The organism is Hydrocarboniphaga effusa AP103, assembly GCF_000271305.1.
GTDB classification, from domain to species: Bacteria; Pseudomonadota; Gammaproteobacteria; order Nevskiales; family Nevskiaceae; genus Hydrocarboniphaga; species Hydrocarboniphaga effusa.
This window is the reverse complement of record NZ_AKGD01000004.1, coordinates 158,577-176,102: the sequence shown is the minus strand read 5'-3', so window position 1 is coordinate 176,102 and position 17,526 is coordinate 158,577. Positions and strand designations below refer to the sequence as shown.

Here is a 17,526-nt window from a genome sequence, read left to right as displayed (position 1 = left end):
GCAAAGAGGGGCGGCGGATCAAGGTCCAGAGATTTCGGGCCAAGCACCTGAAGCGATTGTCCTCCTGGAGCGGGCATGGCTGCTGCAAGAGAAACGCCGCAGGCCTTCTCGGTCCGCAGCCCACTTTTCTTACACGGAGACAATGACATGGCCCACGATCAATTTCGAGAATGCATTGAGGCCTGCCAGGCCTGCGCCGACGCCTGCGACCACTGCGCCACAGCCTGCCTGCAGGAGCCCGATGTCGGGGAGATGGCCCGCTGCGTCGCGCTCGACATGGACTGCGCGCAGATCTGCCGCTTCGCCGCTTCGGCGATGGCGCGCGGCAGTGAGTTTGCCGGCGCGATCTGCCAGCTGTGTGCGGACATCTGCGAGGCCTGCGGCGAGGAATGCGAACGTCATCCCCCTGATCACTGCCAGCAGTGCGCCGAGGCCTGCCGACGCTGCGCCGAGGCCTGCCGACAGATGGCGAGCAAGGCTCCGGCACGCGGTGCCCAGCAGGGCACGGCCGCCGCCGCCCACTAATCGTCGCCGGCTCGCAAGAGGGGCCGGCAAGACTAGTTCGCTTGCCGAGCCCTTAGCCTGATGCCTTCGAGTATGAACTGCTGACGCCAGCGGTGGCATGACAGCCTTCATCGGGCCTTGGTCTGGTAGCTGTCAGGGCCCAGCAGTTCGGTGATGATGGAGGCGCGGCCCTTCGCGCGGCCCTTCGCCTTGCCGGCGTGTTGCCGCAAGCGGTCCCGGATCGCGGTGAGATCATGGATGCGACGCTCGATCTCGCGAACCCTCGGTTCGATACCGGATTCCAGCTGGCCGGTGATCTCGCTCTGATGCTCAAGGCGCAGGATGTCCGAGATTTCGTCCAGGTTGAACCCCAGGGTCCGCACGCGTCGGATGAAACGCAATCGATCGACATCGTCCGCGCCGTAGTTGCGATATCCAGATGTCGATCGACGCGCCTTGGGCAACAGGCCCAGGCGTTCATAGAACCGGATCGTATCGACCGTGGTGTCCGTCAGTTTTGCTAGGCGGCCAATGGTGACGCGCGGCAAGGCCTGGGCGTCGCCGCGGGTCGGCAGCGCAGACAGCCCACCAGCCCGCTGCGGTGGGGTGGCTCGTCGGCTCACGGTCATGGCGCCGCCGGCCCGTGGGTAGCAAACACCGAGGCCGGAGCATCATCGCTGAACAGGACGACTTCATACCGGTCGACACGATCCCCTTGTTCCATGCCGGGAGATCCGATCGGCATGCCGGGTACCGCGAGACCCTTGGCCTTGGGACGCTCGGCCAGCAGCCGCCGGATGTCTTCCGCCGGCACATGGCCCTCAATGAGGTAACCGTGCACCAGGGCGGTATGGCATGACGCCAGATCGGCCGGAACGCCGAGCCGCGTCTTCAGTGGATTCATGGCATTCTCATTTTTCACCGAGACGGTGAACCCAGCTACCCTCAGATGTTCGACCCATTTTGAGCAGCAGTGACAGGTAGGGCTTTTGTAGACGACGACAGTCTCGGCATCGATTGCTCCTGGCGCGCGGGTGGCCCACCAGGACGCTGCGGACAACACGGCGAGCATGACGAGCATGGCCGCTCCAGCTCCAAGATACTGGCGCCATTTCTTCTGCGATGAGCGTGCTGATTTCATGTCCGAAAACTCAAGGTCCGATAGAGCCGCCACGGAAGTGGCAGCGCGTCATTGGGGGCGAGGACTACAGGAAGCGCCATTGCCAGTTCAGCCGACCGAGGAAGGTGGTCTTGAGCTGCGGTCCATCCAGGTCCTGATACACCGGGGCACCGACCTCAAGAAACACTCTCTGATGCTCGGAGCGGGGGCTCTGGCCCGGCCTCAGGTCAAAGCCCACTAGGAAGTCCAGGCGCTTGCCGCCCTGCAGGGAAGCGTCCTTGGTCGGTTCGTCCGCGGGATCAAGTTCTGCATCGGCGCCGCGGATGTTTTCGACGCGGCGGGCCTCGACGCGGGCCGAAGCATTGGCCACCTCGTTGAGGCGACGGATCATCCATAGGCCCAGCCGATAGTCGTTGCCGAGGCGATAGCCGTTGTCGTTGTCGCCGATGCGCAGGTTGGGCGAGAACTCCGCGCCCCAGCCCCATTGCGCGGCCTGTCCCAGATAGGCGACTCCAGGGTTCAGGGAAACGGTGCCGGAGCCCAGCTGCATGGGGTACTCCAAGCGCATGCCGTTCATGCGCTCGTTGATCGATCCGGTCGGCAGGCTGAGGCCAGCATTGAGCAGGACACGATGGCGCAGATCGGGCTGCGCATAGACCACGTACTGTGCACGTAGTCCGACATCGCCGATACCGCTGGTGCGTTCGCTGAATCGCTCGCCGTCGGCGGTGAGGTGCTCCATCGACTTGACGAGGTAGGGCAGCGTTGCCATCAGTGCCAGATCGTCGGTCACCGCGTACATCAGCATGCCCATATGCATCTGCATGCTCATCTTGGTGGGTGCGGCGAAGTAGTTCTGCAGGATTTCACCCTCGCTGATCCCTCCGGTGCCATCGAGGTTGCGGTTCATCCGTTCGTAGTCGTACTCGTAGGCCGCCATCCATTTGCCCCCGTGTCCCAGCATGAACGCCGCCGGCTGTAACCCGTGGATGACGGGGGCCACCCGGTCGATGTCCCGGGACTGCACGGGAATGACGGGATAGGTCCCGAACTCCGGTGCGGAACGATCCTGCCCAAGCGCCGGAAGGGTGCTGACCAGCAATGCACTCAGCAGAAAGGCCTGCGGGTATGGCTTCATGTTTTTCCCCTCTTGGACGACGGATGAGTCAGATACACCGAAACGGGGGCGTCGAAGCCCTTGAGGTGTTGCGGCTCTGCGTGCAGCACGAAGGCTTCGGCATGTTCCTGGTGGCTCATACGCGCGTAGTTCATGACTGCTTCGGTTGCGGCAATGCCGCCCGGCGGAGGGAGCTTGAGCAGGCGGGCCGCGGTGTGCACAGCCGTGCCGATAAAGGAAAGTCCGCGGCGTTCGCGGCCGCCAATCCGGCCAATAATCAGCGGACCGAAGTCCAGGGCCATGCGTACCTCGGGGAGGTCGTGGCGAGTCACACGGCGTTCGGCGAGCGCATCACGAATGGCGAAGGCCGCAGGCAGGCTCTCCGTGGGGCTGGCGAAGTACAGCATGGCACCGTCGCCTTCGAAGTCGTGGACATCGCCGCAATGGCTTACGGCGATTTCCGTCACGATCTCCATGAAGGCCTGCACCAGGCTAAGTACCTGCTCGGGGGAGTGGGTCGCGAACAGGCGAGTGGAGTCGACCATATCGACAAAGAGCACCGCCAGTTCACGGCGGGCCGGCAAGACCAGGCCTCGCAGGAATGCGGCTTCTGCAATGAGATCGCCCTGCGGCTCTTCACCCAGGACGGCCCATTGGGCGATCTGACGCCGGGCTTCGGGGGCCAGCACCGCGGTCACGCCGCCGCCGGCAAGCCAGGCGGGCCATCCGCCGTCCAAGACGGCAATGTCGCGGTATCCAGCTGCTTCGAGCCAACGTGCGACGCGAGTGCTCGAAGCTTGTCCGTTGCACAGACAGTAGACGACGACTGGCGTTGAGCGCGGCAGATCGGGAAGCTGCGGTGGCTGCTCGTCCATGTAGATCGGGACCGCATGAGGGAGCGCCAGCGGTTCTCGTCGGAACGCATCACGGCGTCGGGCATCGAGCAGCAGCGGCGCGGGCGAGTGCCGAAGGCGTTCGCCCAAAGCTGCGGGTGTGATGCGACCGATATTCATGTGGGCTCCGGCCAGAGCTGTGTCGAACGCAGCCGCAGGGCATTGGCCACGACCGACACGGAGGACAGGCTCATCGCGGCACTGGCGAGCATTGGCGACAGCAGCAGGCCGAAGAGCGGATACAGCACACCGGCCGCGATGGGTACGCCCAGGGCGTTGTAGACGAAGGCCAGGAACAGGTTCTGGCGAATGTTGCGCATCGTGGCGCGGGACAGCGCCACGCTACGCGCGATACCGCGCAGATCGCCCTTGAGCAGAGTCACGCCGGCCGACTGCATGGCCACATCGGTGCCCGTGCCCATCGCGATGCCGACATCGGCAGAGCTCAGCGCCGGGGCATCGTTGACGCCGTCGCCCGCCATGGCGACGCGGCGGCCTTCGCGCCGCAAGCGTTGCACGACGCTCGCCTTATGCTGGGGCAGAACGTCCGCGATGACCTCCTCGATGCCGAGTTCCTCGGCGACCGCGCGTGCGGTGCGCTCATTGTCGCCGGTCAGCATCAGGATCCGGAGACCGGCCGCTTTCAGCTTCGTGATGGCCTCGGGTGTGGAGGCTTTGATGGCGTCGGCGACGGCGATGACGCCGGCGGGCCGGTCATCAATGGCCACTAGCACTGCGGTTTGGCCTTTGAGACGGGCCAGTTCGGCTGGGCTGAGCAGAGCCTCCGTCGCTACTCCACGAGCTTCCAGCAGACGCTGGTTCCCGACCAGGACCTTGCGGCCGCCGACGGTCGCCCAGATGCCAAGCCCGGGGTCGGAGCCGAACTCCAAGGCGGGGGGCGTAGGCCCCGGTGTGCGTAGCGCGGCCGCTTCGACGATCGCGCGGCCCAAGGGATGTTCGCTCAGCGCCTCTGCGGCGGCAGCCAGTGAAAACACCTCCGCTTCGGAGAAGCGGCCAACGGGCAACACCGAGCGCAAGCTGGGCTTGCCTTCGGTCAATGTGCCCGTCTTGTCGACGACCAGCGTATCGATCTTCTCCAGTCGCTCCAATGCGGCGGCGTCCTTGATCAGGACACCCGCTTGGGCGCCGCGGCCGATCCCGACCATCACGGACATCGGGGTCGCCAGGCCGAGCGCGCAGGGGCAGGCGATGATCAGCACGGATACGGCCACGACCAGAGCCGTCGCCAGCTGGGGCGGGGGACCGAACAAGCCCCAGATGGTCGCGGCCACCACAGCCACGGCGATGACCGCCGGCACGAACCAGGCCGAAACCACATCCGCGAGGCGCTGGATCGGCGCACGCGATCGCTGCGCTTCGGCAACCATCTGCACGATCTGCGCGAGCAGCGTGTCCTTGCCGACGCGGGCGGCGCGCATCAGCAGGCTGCCACGCCCATTGATCGTGCCACCGGTAACACTGTCCCCGGCTTGCTTGCGAATCGGATCGGGTTCTCCGGTGATCATCGATTCGTCGACATGGCTCTCGCCTTCGAGCACCTCGGCGTCCACCGGAATTTTCTCGCCAGGCCTCACCCGCAGGCGGTCGCCCGCTTGCAGGTGCCGCGCATCCACGTCTGTCTCGTTTCCCTGATCATCGACTCGGTGCGCCGTCTTGGGCGCCAGTTCGAGCAGGGAGCGGATGGCACTGGAGGTTTGCGAGCGTGCGCGCAGCTCCAGGACCTGTCCCAGCAGCACCAGCACCGTGATGACCGCTGCGGCCTCGAAGTAGAGCGGCACCGCACCGCCGGCCATGCGGAACGTCTCGGGCAGCAACCCCGGCACCAGGGTCGCCACGATACTGAAGGCGTAGGCCGCGCCGATGCCCAACGCGATGAGCGTGAACATGTTGAGGCTGCGCTGACGGATCGACTGCCAGCCCCGGACGAAGAAGGGGGCGCCCGCCCAGAGAACCACCGGCGTGGCCAGCACGAGCTGGCTCCAGCTCCACACCCCATGCCCGATGCGGCGCATCAGCTCCAGGTGGGGAAAGAACTCAGCCATCGACAGGACCAGCAGGGGCAGGGTGAGTGCCAGCCCGATGCGAAAGCGCTTGCGCATGTCGCGCAATTCGCTGTCGTCCTGCTCCAGCGACGGTGCTTCTGGTTCCAGGGCCATGCCGCACTTTGGGCAGCTTCCCGGCCCTGGCTGTCGTACTTCGGGATGCATGGGGCAGGTGTAGATCACACCGTTACCGGCTGCCAAGGTATCGGCATCAGAGGGAGCGCCCACGGACGATGGCGGCGGCGCCAGGTACTGGGCCGGATTGGCGATGAACTTCTGCCGGCAGCGCTCGCTGCAGAACACAAAGACCTTGTCCTGGAGTTCGTGACGCAGCGCCGTGACCCGATTCACCTTCATTCCGCAAACCGGATCGCGTGCCATCGGCGTGCTTCCAGAGTCGCCACAGCAGTCGCTCATGGTCCTATCCTCCGCGCTCAGGCCGAAGGGGCCGCGACAGCGGCGTAGTCCTGCGAGGACCAGTGGACATGCTGGACGCGCCAGCCCTGGGGGGTCTTGCGGAGCAGGATCGTCTCGGTGCTCAGCACGTCGATGGGCCGGCCCTTGGAGGACTGTCCGCGGATGCGGTACTCCGAGTTGACCCAGGCACTGTCACCGCTGCTTCCAGAAACGCGCTTGAGCAGATCGACCTTCGAGGCCTTGAGGAAGGCCGCATCGGCCCCGGCGTGCAAGGCCAGGAACTCGTCGCGCGAGCGCTCGGCGCCGCCCCCCTCGTAGACCAGCAGGTCGTCGGTAAGCCAGTACGAGAGGACCGCCCGATCGCCAGCCCTCAGGGCCGATCGAAAGGCCTCCACGGCCTTCTCGGCGTCCGGCGTGGCCGATCCCGCTTCCGACATCGGCATTTGCGACATGTCCATGCCGCCATGGCCGCCGTGAGCGTCGCCGGCCGATGGAGGCGCCGCAGCCGGCGCCGCGTCGGCGTGATCCATGCCCGAATCCCCTTCGCCCCGCGCAGTGAGGATCTGGTACTGCTCCGGCGTCAGCGAGGGCAGCTTCTGGAGGAAGGCCACCATCGCCCAGATGCGCTGATCGTCGTGCGTGGCGCCCCAGGCCGGCATCGCCGTCATCTTCAGGCCATGCTTGATGATCCAGAACTGGCGGGCGGCGCTGGCCTTCTCGTCACCATGGTCATGCTCATCCTGTCCTTCCCCATGCATGCCGGCGGGCATGGCCAGGTTCGGCGGCTTCGGATACAGGCCGATCGACATATCCGATTCGGTCTTCCCTGGCTTCAGGTGACAGCCGGCGCACATGTCGTTGTAGTCGGCGCCGCCGGACAGCAGCATCTGCGAGTCGTCCAGGGCCGGTACGGATATGTCCCCTGTGCGGACGGCGATCGAGCGCTCGCGCAGGGTCTCCAGGGCCAGGTAGACCGGCTTGGTGTGAGCGTCATCGGCCCCGATGGGGTAGGCCCCGGAGTAGATGAAGCCGATGGCGCCGAGGACGCCGAGCACCAACAGCAGCAGCAAGGGTTTGAGGAATTTCATGACCAGGCCTTTGGGAGATCAGCCGCCGTGTTGGGAGTGGTCCATCTTCGGCATGGCCGGCGTCGCTGCCGGCTCCTGCCGCGGTCCATATGGATCGCGCCGTGGGGGATTGCCGAAATCCGGGTCGCTGGAGACACGCCTAGCGATCTTGTCGGGTGGATTGCGGTACCAGCCCGGATCGCGGTAGTCCCCGGCCGGCTGGTTGTCGCGCACCTTCACGACCGTAAACATGCCGCCCATCTCAATGGGGCCGTACAGTCCTTCGCCGGTCATCATCGGCAGCGTGTTCTCGGGGCCCTTCAGCCCCATCGCCACATGGCCCCCGTGCTCGGCCATGCCGTAGCGGCCCATGGCGCCATAGCCGGGCAGCATCTTGCGGATGTCGGCTTCCACGCCGGACTGGTCGACGCCGACCAGGTTGGGAATGCCATGTCCCATCGGACCCATCGTGTGATGCGCCATATGGCAGTGGAAGGCCCAGTCACCTGGCTCGGTGGCGACGAATTCGATGTCGCGGATCTGTCCAACGCCCACGATTTCGGTTACCTCGCGGCGCCATTGCGCTTCCGGCCAGCGACCGCCATCCGAGCCGGTGACCCAGAACGGATTGCTGTGCAGGTGGATTGGGTGATTCCACATCGACAGGTTGGCAATCCGGATACGCGCGCGCTCGCCGGTGCGCATCACCAGGTTTTCGATCGCCGGGAAGGTCTTGCTGTTGAAGGTCCACAGGTCGAAGTCCTGCATGATGCTGGGATCGGGCCGGTAGGTGCCCGGATGCAGCGCCCAGTTGTGCAGCAGGAAGGCGTAGTCGCGATCGATCTGGACGCCTTCGCCGTCCTTCGGGTGGATGATGAACATGCCCATCATGCCGAACGCCATCTGCGTCATTTCGTCGGCGTGCGGGTGGTACATGTGCGAGCCATGCTGCTTGAGCGTGTACTCGTAGACGAAGGTTTCACCCGGCTGGATATGCGGCTGGTTCAGACCGCCGACTCCGTCGAAACCATTGGGAAGATCGATGCCATGCCAGTGCACGCTGGTCGGCTCGCCCAGGCGGTTGGTGACGAAGATGCGCACGCGGTCGCCCTCGACAGCCTCGATCGTCGGCCCTGGTGTCGTCCCGTTGTAGCCCCAGCATTTGGCTCGGGATCCCGGCGCAAACTCGTGCTCGATCTCCTCAGCGACCAGGTGAAACTCCTTGACGCCGCCCTTCATTTTGTAAGGCAGGGTCCAGCCATTGAGCGTGCGCACCGGCAGATAACCCTGCGGATGGCGCTTGATCGTCGAGGGGACCTTCAGTCCAGGGGCAGGGGCGTTGGCCATCCCGGCACCGCTCATGCCCGGCATGTCGGCCATGTTGTGACCCTCGTGCTGGGCGAGGGCGGGAGCGCTGGCCAGAAGGCCAGCGCCACCCGCGCCCATCATTTGCAACAGGTCGCGTCGTGTGACCATCAGTGGCCTCCGTGACTGTCGGCCGGCGGCTTGCTGCTGCCGGACTTCTGATCCATTCCCTTCATCTGGGAATGGTCCATGTCGCTCATGCCACCGGCCGGCTTCTTCTGGCTCATGCACTTCTCGTGCATCGCCTTCATCACCGGGTCGTTCATGTCCATCTTCGACATGTCCATGTTCTTCATCGAGGCGCAATCGGGCCCCGCCTTCGCGGCGGCGGCTTCCTTGGCGTGCTCGGCCGGGTCGTGGGCCCAGCTGCCCTGCGCAAACAGAACGGCGGCGGCAACGAGGGTGCTGCGGAAAAGCGTGTTCATCGTGAAACTCCTGCTTGAGAAACGCCGGGGGGCGTCGGGGAAAAGGGTTTAGTGGGCATGCGGCTGCTCCTGGATCACGGGTTGCTCGATATCCTTGCGTCGCGTGGGAGGCGCCGGCTTTTTGTGCTCCATCCCGGGCATCGGCATGTCGCCCATGTCGTGATCGCTTTGGGCGTCCTTGGCCGGAGTGGAAGATTGGCCGTGCTGGCTGTGGTCCATCGGCGTCGCCGAACCCTCTCCGGACTTCATGCCGTGCCCGGCGTGGCCGGACGGGGAGGGCACTGCGTCGGGTTGCGAAGAGTTCATGCCGGGCATGCCGGGCATGGACTCCATGCCGTCCATTCCTTCCATATCGTCCATGCCCATCTTCGAGTGGTCCATGCCCGGCATCGCGTGGCTGGAATGATCCATCGGGGCTCCCTTGGGGCGCGTCAGCTCCGCCGGATAGAGCGTCGCCTCGACCGGCTGGTCGCTGCTGGGCAGCCTGCGCCCCACGGCCTGGGTGAGTTCGGCCCGGGCGATCCAGTAGTCCCGCACGGCTTCCAGATAACCGGCATAGGCTTCGTATTCCTGCTGCTTGGCGACGAGCAGTTCGAAGATGCCGACCAGCATGTAGTTGACCTCTTCCTGCATGCGCGCCACGACGGCCTCGCGCTGCGGAATCAGGGCATCGCGATAGCGCTCCGCCCGGGTCTTGGCCGAAACGAGCTTGGCGTAGGCGAGCTTCACCTCGTTGCCGCTGTCGAGAACCGCCTCATCGAGACTGGCTTCGGCCTGGGCGAGCGAGGCCTGCGCCGCCGCGACGCGACCGCCGCCCCAGTTGAAGAGCGGCAGCTCCAGCTCCAGCGTGGGGCCGACGTTGATCGAGCCGTCGAAATCCTTCTCGCGTTCGACGCCAATTTGGATGCCGTTGATGAGGCGGGTGCGGCGTTCCAGTCCGAAGCGGGTAGCCAAGGCCTCGGCGTTCTTGCGGGCGCCAGCGACGTCCAGGCGCGACTCGGCGGCGAGCTTGATCAGGGCGTCCAGGTTGTCTTCGCGCGGCAGGGGTTCGGCCAAGCGGGCTTCGAGCGCCCAGACGTCCTGAGAGGATGACAGGCCCATCAGGCGATGCAGCTTGCTGCGCGCCTCGATGGCCTCGGCTCGGGCGGCGAGGGCGTCAAGCTCGGCTTGGCTGGCGGAGGCCTGTTCCATGGCCAGTTCGCGCCGGCTGATGTTGCCGGCATCGAAGAAGCGCTGTCCGAGACCCGCCGAGGCGCGCGCAGCCTTGGCGACAGCCTCGCGCATCTGCGCCAGCTGCTCGGCGCCCACCGCCTCGTAGTAGGCCGCCTCGACCTCGCTTGCCAGATCCAGGGTCCTGGAGGCGAGGGACAGCTTCGCGCTTTCGAATTGCGCACCGGCAAAGCGGGAATTGGCCGGCAGGAACAGCAGATTGACGAAGTTCACGGCAATGCCGAGCGTGAGGCTGGCGTTGGCTGCCGCGGAGTCGCCGGGAGAGAGACGCACCGCGCTCAGAACCGGGTTGGCCAAGCGCCCGGCGTCATAAACCTGGGCGGCGGCGAAACCCAGTTCGGCGGTATCCCGGCGCAGGCCAGGGTTGTTGAGCAGGGCCAACTGGACCGCGATCTCGGGGGTCAGTGGCCGATCCAGCGCCTGTCGCGTAAAGGCGGCCGCTTCGCTGCCGTCCGGTGCTGATCGACCATGCGAACGGGCCAGATCAGCCACGTCGGACCGTCCCCAGTCCGAAGGAATACTCGCGCAGCCACTGAGCAGCGCTGCGGAAAGCGCTGGTACATAGAGATATTTTCGGGGAACCACAAATCCTCCCAGGAATCCTTGAGCGTTGTTCCGCGGCGGGTGGGCCACGGCATAGCCACGGGATTGCGGGCAGGGGTCACCTGCGCCGCAAACGCGGCTTCAACTCAGGACATACTGGGGGGACGGATCAGGGCGAGGACATGAGCGCGCGAAGGCGCGAGGGGCGTCAAAATGGCGCGCTGACTCTCGACGGGGAAGGCGAGAGTAGAGGGGGAAAAGACAGCCGCTACTCCGGGGCAGGCGCCACTGCAACCGACCTTGGCGCAATCACAGCCACAGTCGCAGCCGGGGACCTTGATGGCCTGGGTCGCGTCGTCCGAAGAAGCTGCCATCACGTGGCCGGCGTGCTCGCCCTGCGCCTGCATCATTGCCGCATGGTCGTGATGCATGGCCATAGGGTCGGCTTGCATGGCCTCTGCAACCGAAGCCGGCATTGAGCTCGCCGGGTGCCTGCAGGACATGCCCACGATGCCGGCCATCGCCTGGAACGAGAACGTCCAGGCGAGCAGTACGGCCAACAAGGGCTTGAGCAGGCGCATTTTCATAGTGTGTTACCAGCGCTTAGTCGCTGGCAAGTGGGGAAAGTTCACCATGTGCCTGAATAATGAGGGCTTGAGTCTGGAGCCGGCTCCGGGGTTATAGGGGCCCGGGCCTGTGTGCCCGAGCCCCTGTATCCGGGTCAGAATTTGTACTCGAAACCGCCCTGTACCAACCTTGGCGCGCCGGTCAGAATGCCTCTGGTCCGGTCGACAATGTAGTCCTTGTCCGCCAGGTTCTTGGCCGTGACGAAGAGACTCAGGCCCGCCACCGATGGCACCCGATAGTTCGCGGCCGCGTTCCAGATCAGGCTGCTGTCGATCTTCCCGACCTGGCCGGTCCCATCCGCCGGCGCGTCCTCCGTGTTGGCGAAATCGCTGAACTGGTCGTCGATGAAAACGCCCTCCAGTCGCAGGTCAAACCCGGCCGCATGCTCATAACCCAAAGTGCCCGTGAAGAGGTTTCTGGGGGCGTATGGCAGCCGCTTGCCGGCCGCGCTGCCCGGAACAGGGTCGCCGGCCGCGCAGGTGGTTCCAGACGTAACCACACAGCGCAACGGAGATTCCGACTTGGCCGTCGGCAGCAGCGTATAGGCGATCTCCATGAAGGGCCGCTGGCTCCAGCCCAGCAGGCGACCGATGTCGGCGCGCCCTGAAAGCTCGATGCCCTGGTACAGCGTTTCGCCAACGGCCAAGGGAGTGCTGCCGCCGGCGATCGAACCCACGGCAATCTGCCGGCGGAAGTCGTTGCGGAACGCTGTGAGCTCGAAAGCGACTCCAGAGACGGGTCGTGCGCGCAGACCGAACTCGTAGTTGACGCTTTGCTCGGCGTCGATATCCACGCTGGTCCCGCTATTGCTGACGATATCCTCGGTGCGGGGCGGCGCAAAGCCCCGATGGACGCTGGCGTACGCTGTGTAGGCCTCGCTGCCCTGGTAGTTGAGGCCAAGGGCAGGCAGGAGTTCGGTCAGGTCGGCATCGCCGCTGGCACCGGTCATCCGGTTCTTGCGCTCGTATCTGACGTTCTCCATGCGCAGGCTGGGAATCAGCGAAAGCTTGCCGAACCCGAAGCGGTTCTGGATGAAAGCGGAGTAGGCGTCGGTCCGCCGCTCATTGCTCTCGGCGGTCGTGCCTGTCCGAGCGGTGGGCGATGTGCCGTTCAGCTGGACGCGGTCCTGGGATTCGAAGTGCGCGCGCACCCCGGCCTGAAGTTCATTGCTCAGGCCGAACAGGCCGTGGGTGAGGCGGTATCGAGGCTCAACGCCATAGGTGTAGTAGTCACGTAGGCGTCCTTGAGCGCTTGCACAGGTATCCGGATCGACGGCGGTGCCTGCGCGCCGGGCAGCGGTAAAGGCGGCACCACATTGGCCATCCGTGGTGCTGGACGACTGTCGCCACCAGTCGCGTGAGAAATCAGCCCAGTACACCTGGGTCGTCAGAGACGAAGCAGGATTGATGGTCCAGCGCTCGCTCAATGACAGACCGACCCGCTCCGCATCGAACTCGTCATTCTTGAACGGGTTGTAGCGGGCTCCGAAGTTGGCGTACTCGGCATCCGTCAGGCCCGAATAGGTGACGTTCGAATCCTCGGCGTAGTAGTTCGCCCGGGCAATCAGCTGGTGCTCGGCGGACAGGTCGAAAACCCCCTTCAGGTTGATGTCGTTGAGTTCGGTATCCGTATTGTCGCGGGCGCCGTTGCCCTGCTTGCGAACGTAGTCCAGCAGCAAGCCCTTACCGCCCACGAAGGCATGACCATTGAAGTAGTCCCGGCTTCCCCCGGTGAGAGCGACTCCGGCGGAAAGCTCCTGCGGCGGGACGGGAGTGATGTAGTTGATGACGCCGCCGATGGTCTGCGGGCCGTAGAGGTTCATGGTCGAACCCTTCAGGACCTCGACGCGGTCGAAGCGGTCGATGGGCGGATGGTAGTAGCTCGCGTTGTCGCCATAGGGGGCATAGGCCAGCGGTATCCCGTCTTCCAGCAGCAGGACCTTGGTGGAGCGTGTCGGGTTCAGTCCCCGGATGCCGATGTTGGGACGCAGTCCTAGTCCCTCCTCGTCGCGCACGTTCACGCCCGGCGCTTTCCTGAGTGCCTCATTCGTCGTAAAGACCCGGGAAGTTTCCAGGGTTTCCGCATCAATCGTTACATTGCTCCCTGCCAGGCCATCCGCCTCCAGCGGCGAGCCCACCACGGTGACTGCCTCCAGCACCACGGGGGCTGGTGGAAGAGCCGACGCCGGCATTTCCTCCGCCGCAACCGGGCCGGCTGTGAATGCCGCCGACGCCAAACCCCATGCCATCTTGCGCTTCATGTTCGTTGTCCATTGTTGTCCAAGGCGGCGCGGAGAATATACGAGAACAATAGTCATTCGCATCGTGAAGCGAACTCCAAGGTTTTGATCTCTGAAAGGCACTGACTTGACCTTCCCATGATGGGAAGGTGGAAAGTGTCATCGTCCGATCCGCGGATGACGAACAAATGGAGATATCGCATGTACCAGTTCCATGTCCCCAATATGACCTGCGGCCACTGTGTCGCGCGTGTCACCAAGGCTTTGCAGACCGCCGACGATCACGCTCGCGTCCAGGTCGACCTGTCGAGCAAAACCGTCAGCGTCGAATCGGCGGTCAGCGACACCACGCTGCGCAAGGCGCTCAGCGACGCCGGCTATCCGGTGCATTAATCAAGCTAGGAAGCAGGCGCCCTGGGACCTCCGCTCGCGGCGCCTTGACCTTGCCATCGTGGTAACCCTTAGCATGTCCGCATATCAGTGAGATCGCCCATGAATATGTCCACAGCATCCGAACTCTGGCAGTTCCAGATCGAGGGCATGACCTGCGCCTCCTGTGTCAGCAGGGTGGAGAAGGCCTTGATGAAAGTGCCGGGCGTCCATGAAGCCACGGTCAATCTGGCAATGGAAAATGCGACCGTCAGTGCCGACCCGAGCACATCTATCGAGTCCCTGCAGAACGCGGTACGTGACGCGGGGTATGGCGTTGCCGAGGGCACGGTGGAACTCGCAGTCGAAGGAATGACCTGCGCGTCCTGCGTCGGGCGGGTCGAGAAGGCGCTTCGTGAAATCCCCGGTGTGCTCGATGCATCGGTGAACCTTGCGACCGAGCGAGCGACCGTCCGGGTAAGCGGCGAAACGCCCGTATCTGCCCTGACCGCGGCGATTGAACACGCCGGCTATACCGCCAGCCCGGCAACGCAGGCTACGCACTCGGCACCCGGCAGGGGCGGATGGCCTGGCTGGATTCCGGTTGCGGCGGCTGCAGCCCTTTCGGCGCCGCTGCTGCTTCCGATGATCGGCATGATCGCCGGACAGCACTGGATGCTGCCCGGCTGGGTGCAGTGGACGCTGGCCACTCCCGTGCAGTTCCTGCTCGGCGCCCGGTTCTATCGAGCCGCATGGAAGGCCTTGAAGGCAGGCGCCGGCAACATGGACTTGCTGGTGGCTATCGGTACCAGCGCAGCCTACGGCCTGTCGGTGTACCAGATCCTGAAGGGACGTCCGGCGGACACCCTGTACTTCGAAGCCTCGGCAGTCGTGATCACTTTGGTACTGCTCGGCAAGTGGCTGGAAGCGCGCGCCAAGCGGCAGACGACCGCGGCGATTCGGGCGCTGCAGGCCCTGCGCCCGGAAATCGCGCGTGTGCGCCGCAGCGGCGAGGACCGAGAGGTACCGCTGGGGCAGGTTGCAATCGGCGATCTCGTCGTGATCCGACCCGGAGAACGTATTCCGGTCGATTCCAAAGTGATAGAGGGACGCAGCCACGTCGACGAATCCTTGATCACCGGCGAAAGCATGCCGGTCGCCAAAGAAATCAACAGTCGGCTGACCGGCGGGGCGGTCAATGGCGAGGGCCTGCTGGTCGCCGAGACCCTCGCCGTGGGTGCCGAATCCACGCTGTCCAGGGTGATCCGCATGGTGGAGTCGGCCCAGGCGAAGAAGGCACCGATTCAAAAGCTGGTCGATCGCGTCAGTGCGGTGTTCGTTCCCGTCGTGCTGGTGATCGCATTGGCCACGCTGCTGGGCTGGGGTCTGGTATCAGGCGACTGGGAGGCGGCCATCCTGCATGCCGTCGCCGTGCTGGTGATCGCCTGCCCCTGCGCCCTGGGCTTGGCTACCCCCACGGCCATCATGTCCGGGACCGGCGTGGCCGCGCGCCACGGCATTCTCATCAAGGATGCGGAAGCCCTGGAAATGGGCCACCAAGTGGATACCGTCGTTTTCGACAAAACCGGCACGCTGACGGCCGGTCGGCCGGAACTGGTCGCCCTCAAAGCCTTCGATGGTGATGAGTCGGCGAGCTTGGCCATCGCGGCCGCGTTGCAGTCCGGCAGCGAGCACCCGCTGGCACGAGCGGTAGTGGCGGCCGCCGCCCAGAAGAACCTGATCCCCGCGCAGGTCACCGATTTTCGGGCCTTGCCGGGCAGGGGGCTGGAGGGCGTTGTATCCGGACGCCGCCTGGTGCTCGGCAGCACGCGTCTGATGATCGAACTGGGTCTGCCCGAGACCCTGCTGCAGCAACACAGCAGTGCCCTGGAGGCCCAGGGACGCACGATCTCCTGGCTGGCGGAAGCCGCGCAGGCGCCACGCCTGATCGCGCTGCTGGCATTCGGGGACCCGCTGAAGCCGACCGCGCGGTTTGCCGTCGACGTGCTGCGTCGTCAGGGCATCCGCACCGTCATGCTGACCGGCGACAACTGGGGTAGTGCGCGGTTGGTAGGCCAGCAGCTGGGACTCGATCAGGTGCGTGCCGAAGTCCTGCCTGCGGCCAAGGCGCATGAGGTCCAGATGTTGAAGGAGCAGGGCGGCCGCGTGGCCATGGTCGGAGATGGCATCAACGATGCTCCGGCGCTTGCGACAGCCGACGTCGGCATTGCCATGGCTACCGGTACGGATGTGGCGATGCACACCGCCGGCATCACGTTGATGCGTGGCGATCCGGCCCTGGTGTCGGCGGCGATACAGATTTCGCGCAAAACCTACGGGAAGATCCGCCAGAACCTCTTCTGGGCTTTTCTGTACAACGTGGCCGGCATTCCGCTGGCCGCCTTTGGCCTGCTAAGTCCCATGGTCGCCGGAGCCGCGATGGCCCTGAGCAGCGTCAGTGTCGTCGCCAATGCACTTACACTGGCCAGATGGCGTCCCGAAGACCAGGGGCGAGGAGACTAGGATGCGCCGTACAAAGCCGACCCTGGAGACCGCGGAGGCGCTTAGCAGCGGCTATCACAACATCGGCCAGGCCGCCGAGGCGACCGGCGTAACGGCGAAAATGATCCGTCACTACGAGGCGCTCGGCTTGCTGAGCCGGGTCGAGCGGACGCTGTCCAACTACCGGATCTACTCCGACCGCGATCTGCATGTCCTGCGCTTCATCAAGCGTGGTCGCAGCCTCGGCTTCTCGATGAAGGAAATCGAGGCCTTGCTGGGGCTGTGGCAGAACAGCCGTCGAAAGAGTGCCGAAGTGCGACGCCTGGCCGCCCGGCATATCGAGGAGCTCGATGCCAAAATCGCCGAGATGCAAGGCATGCGTGACACGCTTACACAGTTGGTAGGTGCCTGCCACGGTGATCACCGGCCAAACTGTCCAATCCTCGAAGATCTGGGCCGCTCGCCATAGTTTGTGACGTCCTCCGTCGGCCAAGCATAGACGGATCGAGGTTTTTGAGAAGGAAGATTGCCCTCCAGGCTGACGTCGCAGGCAAACATATAGCCATCTGGGATCAGCCTTTTGGCGAGGGAGCTGGATGGCATGCACACGCCTCCCCATGCGCCGCGGACACCAGCTCCTGCAGGATTCCGCACTCGCTGGCGGTATGTCCGGCCTCGCAGTGAGTCCGCAAGGTCGTCAGTTGCTTCTCCAGGGCGCGCATCGACTTCAGGCGGGCGCGGACCCGCACGAGGTGCTCGTCGATCAGCCGGTTGATGTCGCCGCAGTCGGCCTGGGGCTGATCGACAAAGCTGAGCAAGCGCTGGACGTCGGTCAGGGGCATGTCCAGGGCCCGGCAGTGCCGGATAAAAGACAGGCGCTCCAAGTGGACGGCACCGTAGGCCCGGTAGCCATTGGCAAGACGTTCGGGGTCCTGCAGCAACCCCGAGCGCTCGTAGTACCGGATGGTCTCGACGTCCACTCCTGTCGCTTCGCTCAATTCTCCGATTCGCATGTCCACCCCCGGCAAGTCCGGTCCTATCCTAG

Annotated in this window: 16 protein-coding genes; 4 read left to right on the top strand and 12 right to left on the bottom strand. The window is 64.8% G+C overall.

What is annotated here, in order from left to right:
* Positions 1 to 147: 147 nt before the first annotated feature.
* Positions 148 to 525: a four-helix bundle copper-binding protein gene (locus tag WQQ_RS20125; RefSeq protein ID WP_007187102.1), complete on the top strand. Its 378-nt coding sequence runs from the start codon at positions 148 to 150 to the stop codon at positions 523 to 525.
* A gap of 107 nt (positions 526 to 632) precedes the next feature.
* Here the strand turns inward: WQQ_RS20125 and WQQ_RS20120 are convergent, their stop codons facing one another.
* The 11 genes from WQQ_RS20120 to WQQ_RS20065 form a co-directional block, all read right to left on the bottom strand.
* Positions 633 to 1,133, bottom strand: a complete 501-nt coding sequence (locus tag WQQ_RS20120) for a MerR family transcriptional regulator (protein ID WP_007187101.1) — start codon at positions 1,131 to 1,133, stop codon at positions 633 to 635.
* On the bottom strand, positions 1,130 to 1,645 hold the full coding sequence (locus tag WQQ_RS20115; protein WP_083844671.1) for a DUF411 domain-containing protein: 516 nt from the start codon (positions 1,643 to 1,645) through the stop codon (positions 1,130 to 1,132). Before WQQ_RS20115 ends, WQQ_RS20120 begins: the two co-directional genes overlap by 4 nt.
* 64 nt (positions 1,646 to 1,709) lie before the next feature.
* A complete protein-coding gene (locus WQQ_RS20110) occupies positions 1,710 to 2,762 on the bottom strand; it encodes a transporter (protein WP_157534813.1) in 1,053 nt (350 codons plus the stop codon).
* Positions 2,759 to 3,754: a rhodanese-like domain-containing protein gene (locus tag WQQ_RS20105; RefSeq protein ID WP_007187098.1), complete on the bottom strand. Its 996-nt coding sequence runs from the start codon at positions 3,752 to 3,754 to the stop codon at positions 2,759 to 2,761. The genes WQQ_RS20110 and WQQ_RS20105 overlap by 4 nt, the downstream gene beginning before the upstream one ends.
* Positions 3,751 to 6,078 (bottom strand): heavy metal translocating P-type ATPase, encoded by a 2,328-nt coding sequence (locus WQQ_RS20100; RefSeq protein WP_050997780.1) that lies wholly within the window; start codon positions 6,076 to 6,078, stop codon positions 3,751 to 3,753. Before WQQ_RS20100 ends, WQQ_RS20105 begins: the two co-directional genes overlap by 4 nt.
* A 53-nt stretch (positions 6,079 to 6,131) precedes the next feature.
* Positions 6,132 to 7,202 (bottom strand): c-type cytochrome, encoded by a 1,071-nt coding sequence (locus tag WQQ_RS24525; protein WP_007187095.1) that lies wholly within the window; start codon positions 7,200 to 7,202, stop codon positions 6,132 to 6,134.
* 18 nt (positions 7,203 to 7,220) lie between these two features.
* Positions 7,221 to 8,657 (bottom strand): multicopper oxidase family protein, encoded by a 1,437-nt coding sequence (locus WQQ_RS20090; RefSeq protein WP_040455204.1) that lies wholly within the window; start codon positions 8,655 to 8,657, stop codon positions 7,221 to 7,223.
* Positions 8,657 to 8,971: a hypothetical protein gene (locus WQQ_RS23350; protein ID WP_007187093.1), complete on the bottom strand. Its 315-nt coding sequence runs from the start codon at positions 8,969 to 8,971 to the stop codon at positions 8,657 to 8,659. The genes WQQ_RS20090 and WQQ_RS23350 overlap by 1 nt, the downstream gene beginning before the upstream one ends.
* A gap of 48 nt (positions 8,972 to 9,019) precedes the next feature.
* A complete protein-coding gene (locus WQQ_RS20080; protein ID WP_007187092.1) occupies positions 9,020 to 10,693 on the bottom strand; it encodes a TolC family protein in 1,674 nt (557 codons plus the stop codon).
* 197 nt (positions 10,694 to 10,890) lie between these two features.
* Positions 10,891 to 11,331: a hypothetical protein gene (locus WQQ_RS20075; protein ID WP_157534811.1), complete on the bottom strand. Its 441-nt coding sequence runs from the start codon at positions 11,329 to 11,331 to the stop codon at positions 10,891 to 10,893.
* Between the two features lie 134 nt (positions 11,332 to 11,465).
* Positions 11,466 to 13,631: a TonB-dependent receptor family protein gene (locus WQQ_RS20065; protein WP_050997779.1), complete on the bottom strand. Its 2,166-nt coding sequence runs from the start codon at positions 13,629 to 13,631 to the stop codon at positions 11,466 to 11,468.
* Positions 13,632 to 13,811: 180 nt separating this feature from the next.
* On the opposite strand from WQQ_RS20065, the gene WQQ_RS20060 reads away from it, so the two are divergent.
* The 3 genes from WQQ_RS20060 (at position 13,812) to cueR (ending at position 16,950) form a co-directional block, all read left to right on the top strand.
* Entirely contained in the window at positions 13,812 to 14,003 is a 192-nt protein-coding gene (locus tag WQQ_RS20060; protein ID WP_007187090.1) for a heavy-metal-associated domain-containing protein, read from the top strand.
* Positions 14,004 to 14,102: 99 nt separating this feature from the next.
* The gene (locus WQQ_RS20055; RefSeq protein ID WP_007187089.1) at positions 14,103 to 16,502 is read left to right on the top strand and encodes a heavy metal translocating P-type ATPase; all 2,400 of its coding nucleotides are present in this window, start codon (positions 14,103 to 14,105) and stop codon (positions 16,500 to 16,502) included.
* Position 16,503: 1 nt separating this feature from the next.
* On the top strand, positions 16,504 to 16,950 hold the full coding sequence (gene cueR, locus WQQ_RS20050; protein ID WP_007187088.1) for a Cu(I)-responsive transcriptional regulator: 447 nt from the start codon (positions 16,504 to 16,506) through the stop codon (positions 16,948 to 16,950).
* A gap of 103 nt (positions 16,951 to 17,053) precedes the next feature.
* Here the strand turns inward: cueR and cadR are convergent, their stop codons facing one another.
* Positions 17,054 to 17,494 carry a Cd(II)/Pb(II)-responsive transcriptional regulator gene (cadR, locus tag WQQ_RS20045; RefSeq protein ID WP_040455198.1) on the bottom strand — a complete coding sequence of 147 codons (441 nt, stop codon included), beginning with the start codon at positions 17,492 to 17,494 and terminating at the stop codon, positions 17,054 to 17,056.
* Positions 17,495 to 17,526 lie beyond the last annotated feature (32 nt).

Excerpts from the sequence above, each read along its gene's own strand:
- WQQ_RS20075 (WP_157534811.1), bottom strand. The coding sequence starts at position 11,331 with ATGAAAATGCGCCTGCTCAAGCCCTTGTTGGCCGTACTGCTCGCCTGG.
- WQQ_RS20120 (WP_007187101.1), bottom strand. The coding sequence starts at position 1,133 with ATGACCGTGAGCCGACGAGCCACCCCACCGCAGCGGGCTGGTGGGCTG.
- WQQ_RS20060 (WP_007187090.1), top strand. The coding sequence starts at position 13,812 with ATGTACCAGTTCCATGTCCCCAATATGACCTGCGGCCACTGTGTCGCG.
- WQQ_RS20105 (WP_007187098.1), bottom strand. The coding sequence starts at position 3,754 with ATGAATATCGGTCGCATCACACCCGCAGCTTTGGGCGAACGCCTTCGG.
- WQQ_RS20100 (WP_050997780.1), bottom strand. The coding sequence starts at position 6,078 with ATGGCACGCGATCCGGTTTGCGGAATGAAGGTGAATCGGGTCACGGCG.
- WQQ_RS20090 (WP_040455204.1), bottom strand. The coding sequence starts at position 8,657 with ATGGTCACACGACGCGACCTGTTGCAAATGATGGGCGCGGGTGGCGCT.
- WQQ_RS20110 (WP_157534813.1), bottom strand. The coding sequence starts at position 2,762 with ATGAAGCCATACCCGCAGGCCTTTCTGCTGAGTGCATTGCTGGTCAGC.
- WQQ_RS24525 (WP_007187095.1), bottom strand. The coding sequence starts at position 7,202 with ATGAAATTCCTCAAACCCTTGCTGCTGCTGTTGGTGCTCGGCGTCCTC.
- WQQ_RS20065 (WP_050997779.1), bottom strand. The coding sequence starts at position 13,631 with ATGAAGCGCAAGATGGCATGGGGTTTGGCGTCGGCGGCATTCACAGCC.
- WQQ_RS23350 (WP_007187093.1), bottom strand. The coding sequence starts at position 8,971 with ATGAACACGCTTTTCCGCAGCACCCTCGTTGCCGCCGCCGTTCTGTTT.
- WQQ_RS20125 (WP_007187102.1), top strand. The coding sequence starts at position 148 with ATGGCCCACGATCAATTTCGAGAATGCATTGAGGCCTGCCAGGCCTGC.
- cadR (WP_040455198.1), bottom strand. The coding sequence starts at position 17,494 with ATGCGAATCGGAGAATTGAGCGAAGCGACAGGAGTGGACGTCGAGACC.
- WQQ_RS20055 (WP_007187089.1), top strand. The coding sequence starts at position 14,103 with ATGAATATGTCCACAGCATCCGAACTCTGGCAGTTCCAGATCGAGGGC.
- WQQ_RS20115 (WP_083844671.1), bottom strand. The coding sequence starts at position 1,645 with ATGAAATCAGCACGCTCATCGCAGAAGAAATGGCGCCAGTATCTTGGA.
- cueR (WP_007187088.1), top strand. The coding sequence starts at position 16,504 with ATGCGCCGTACAAAGCCGACCCTGGAGACCGCGGAGGCGCTTAGCAGC.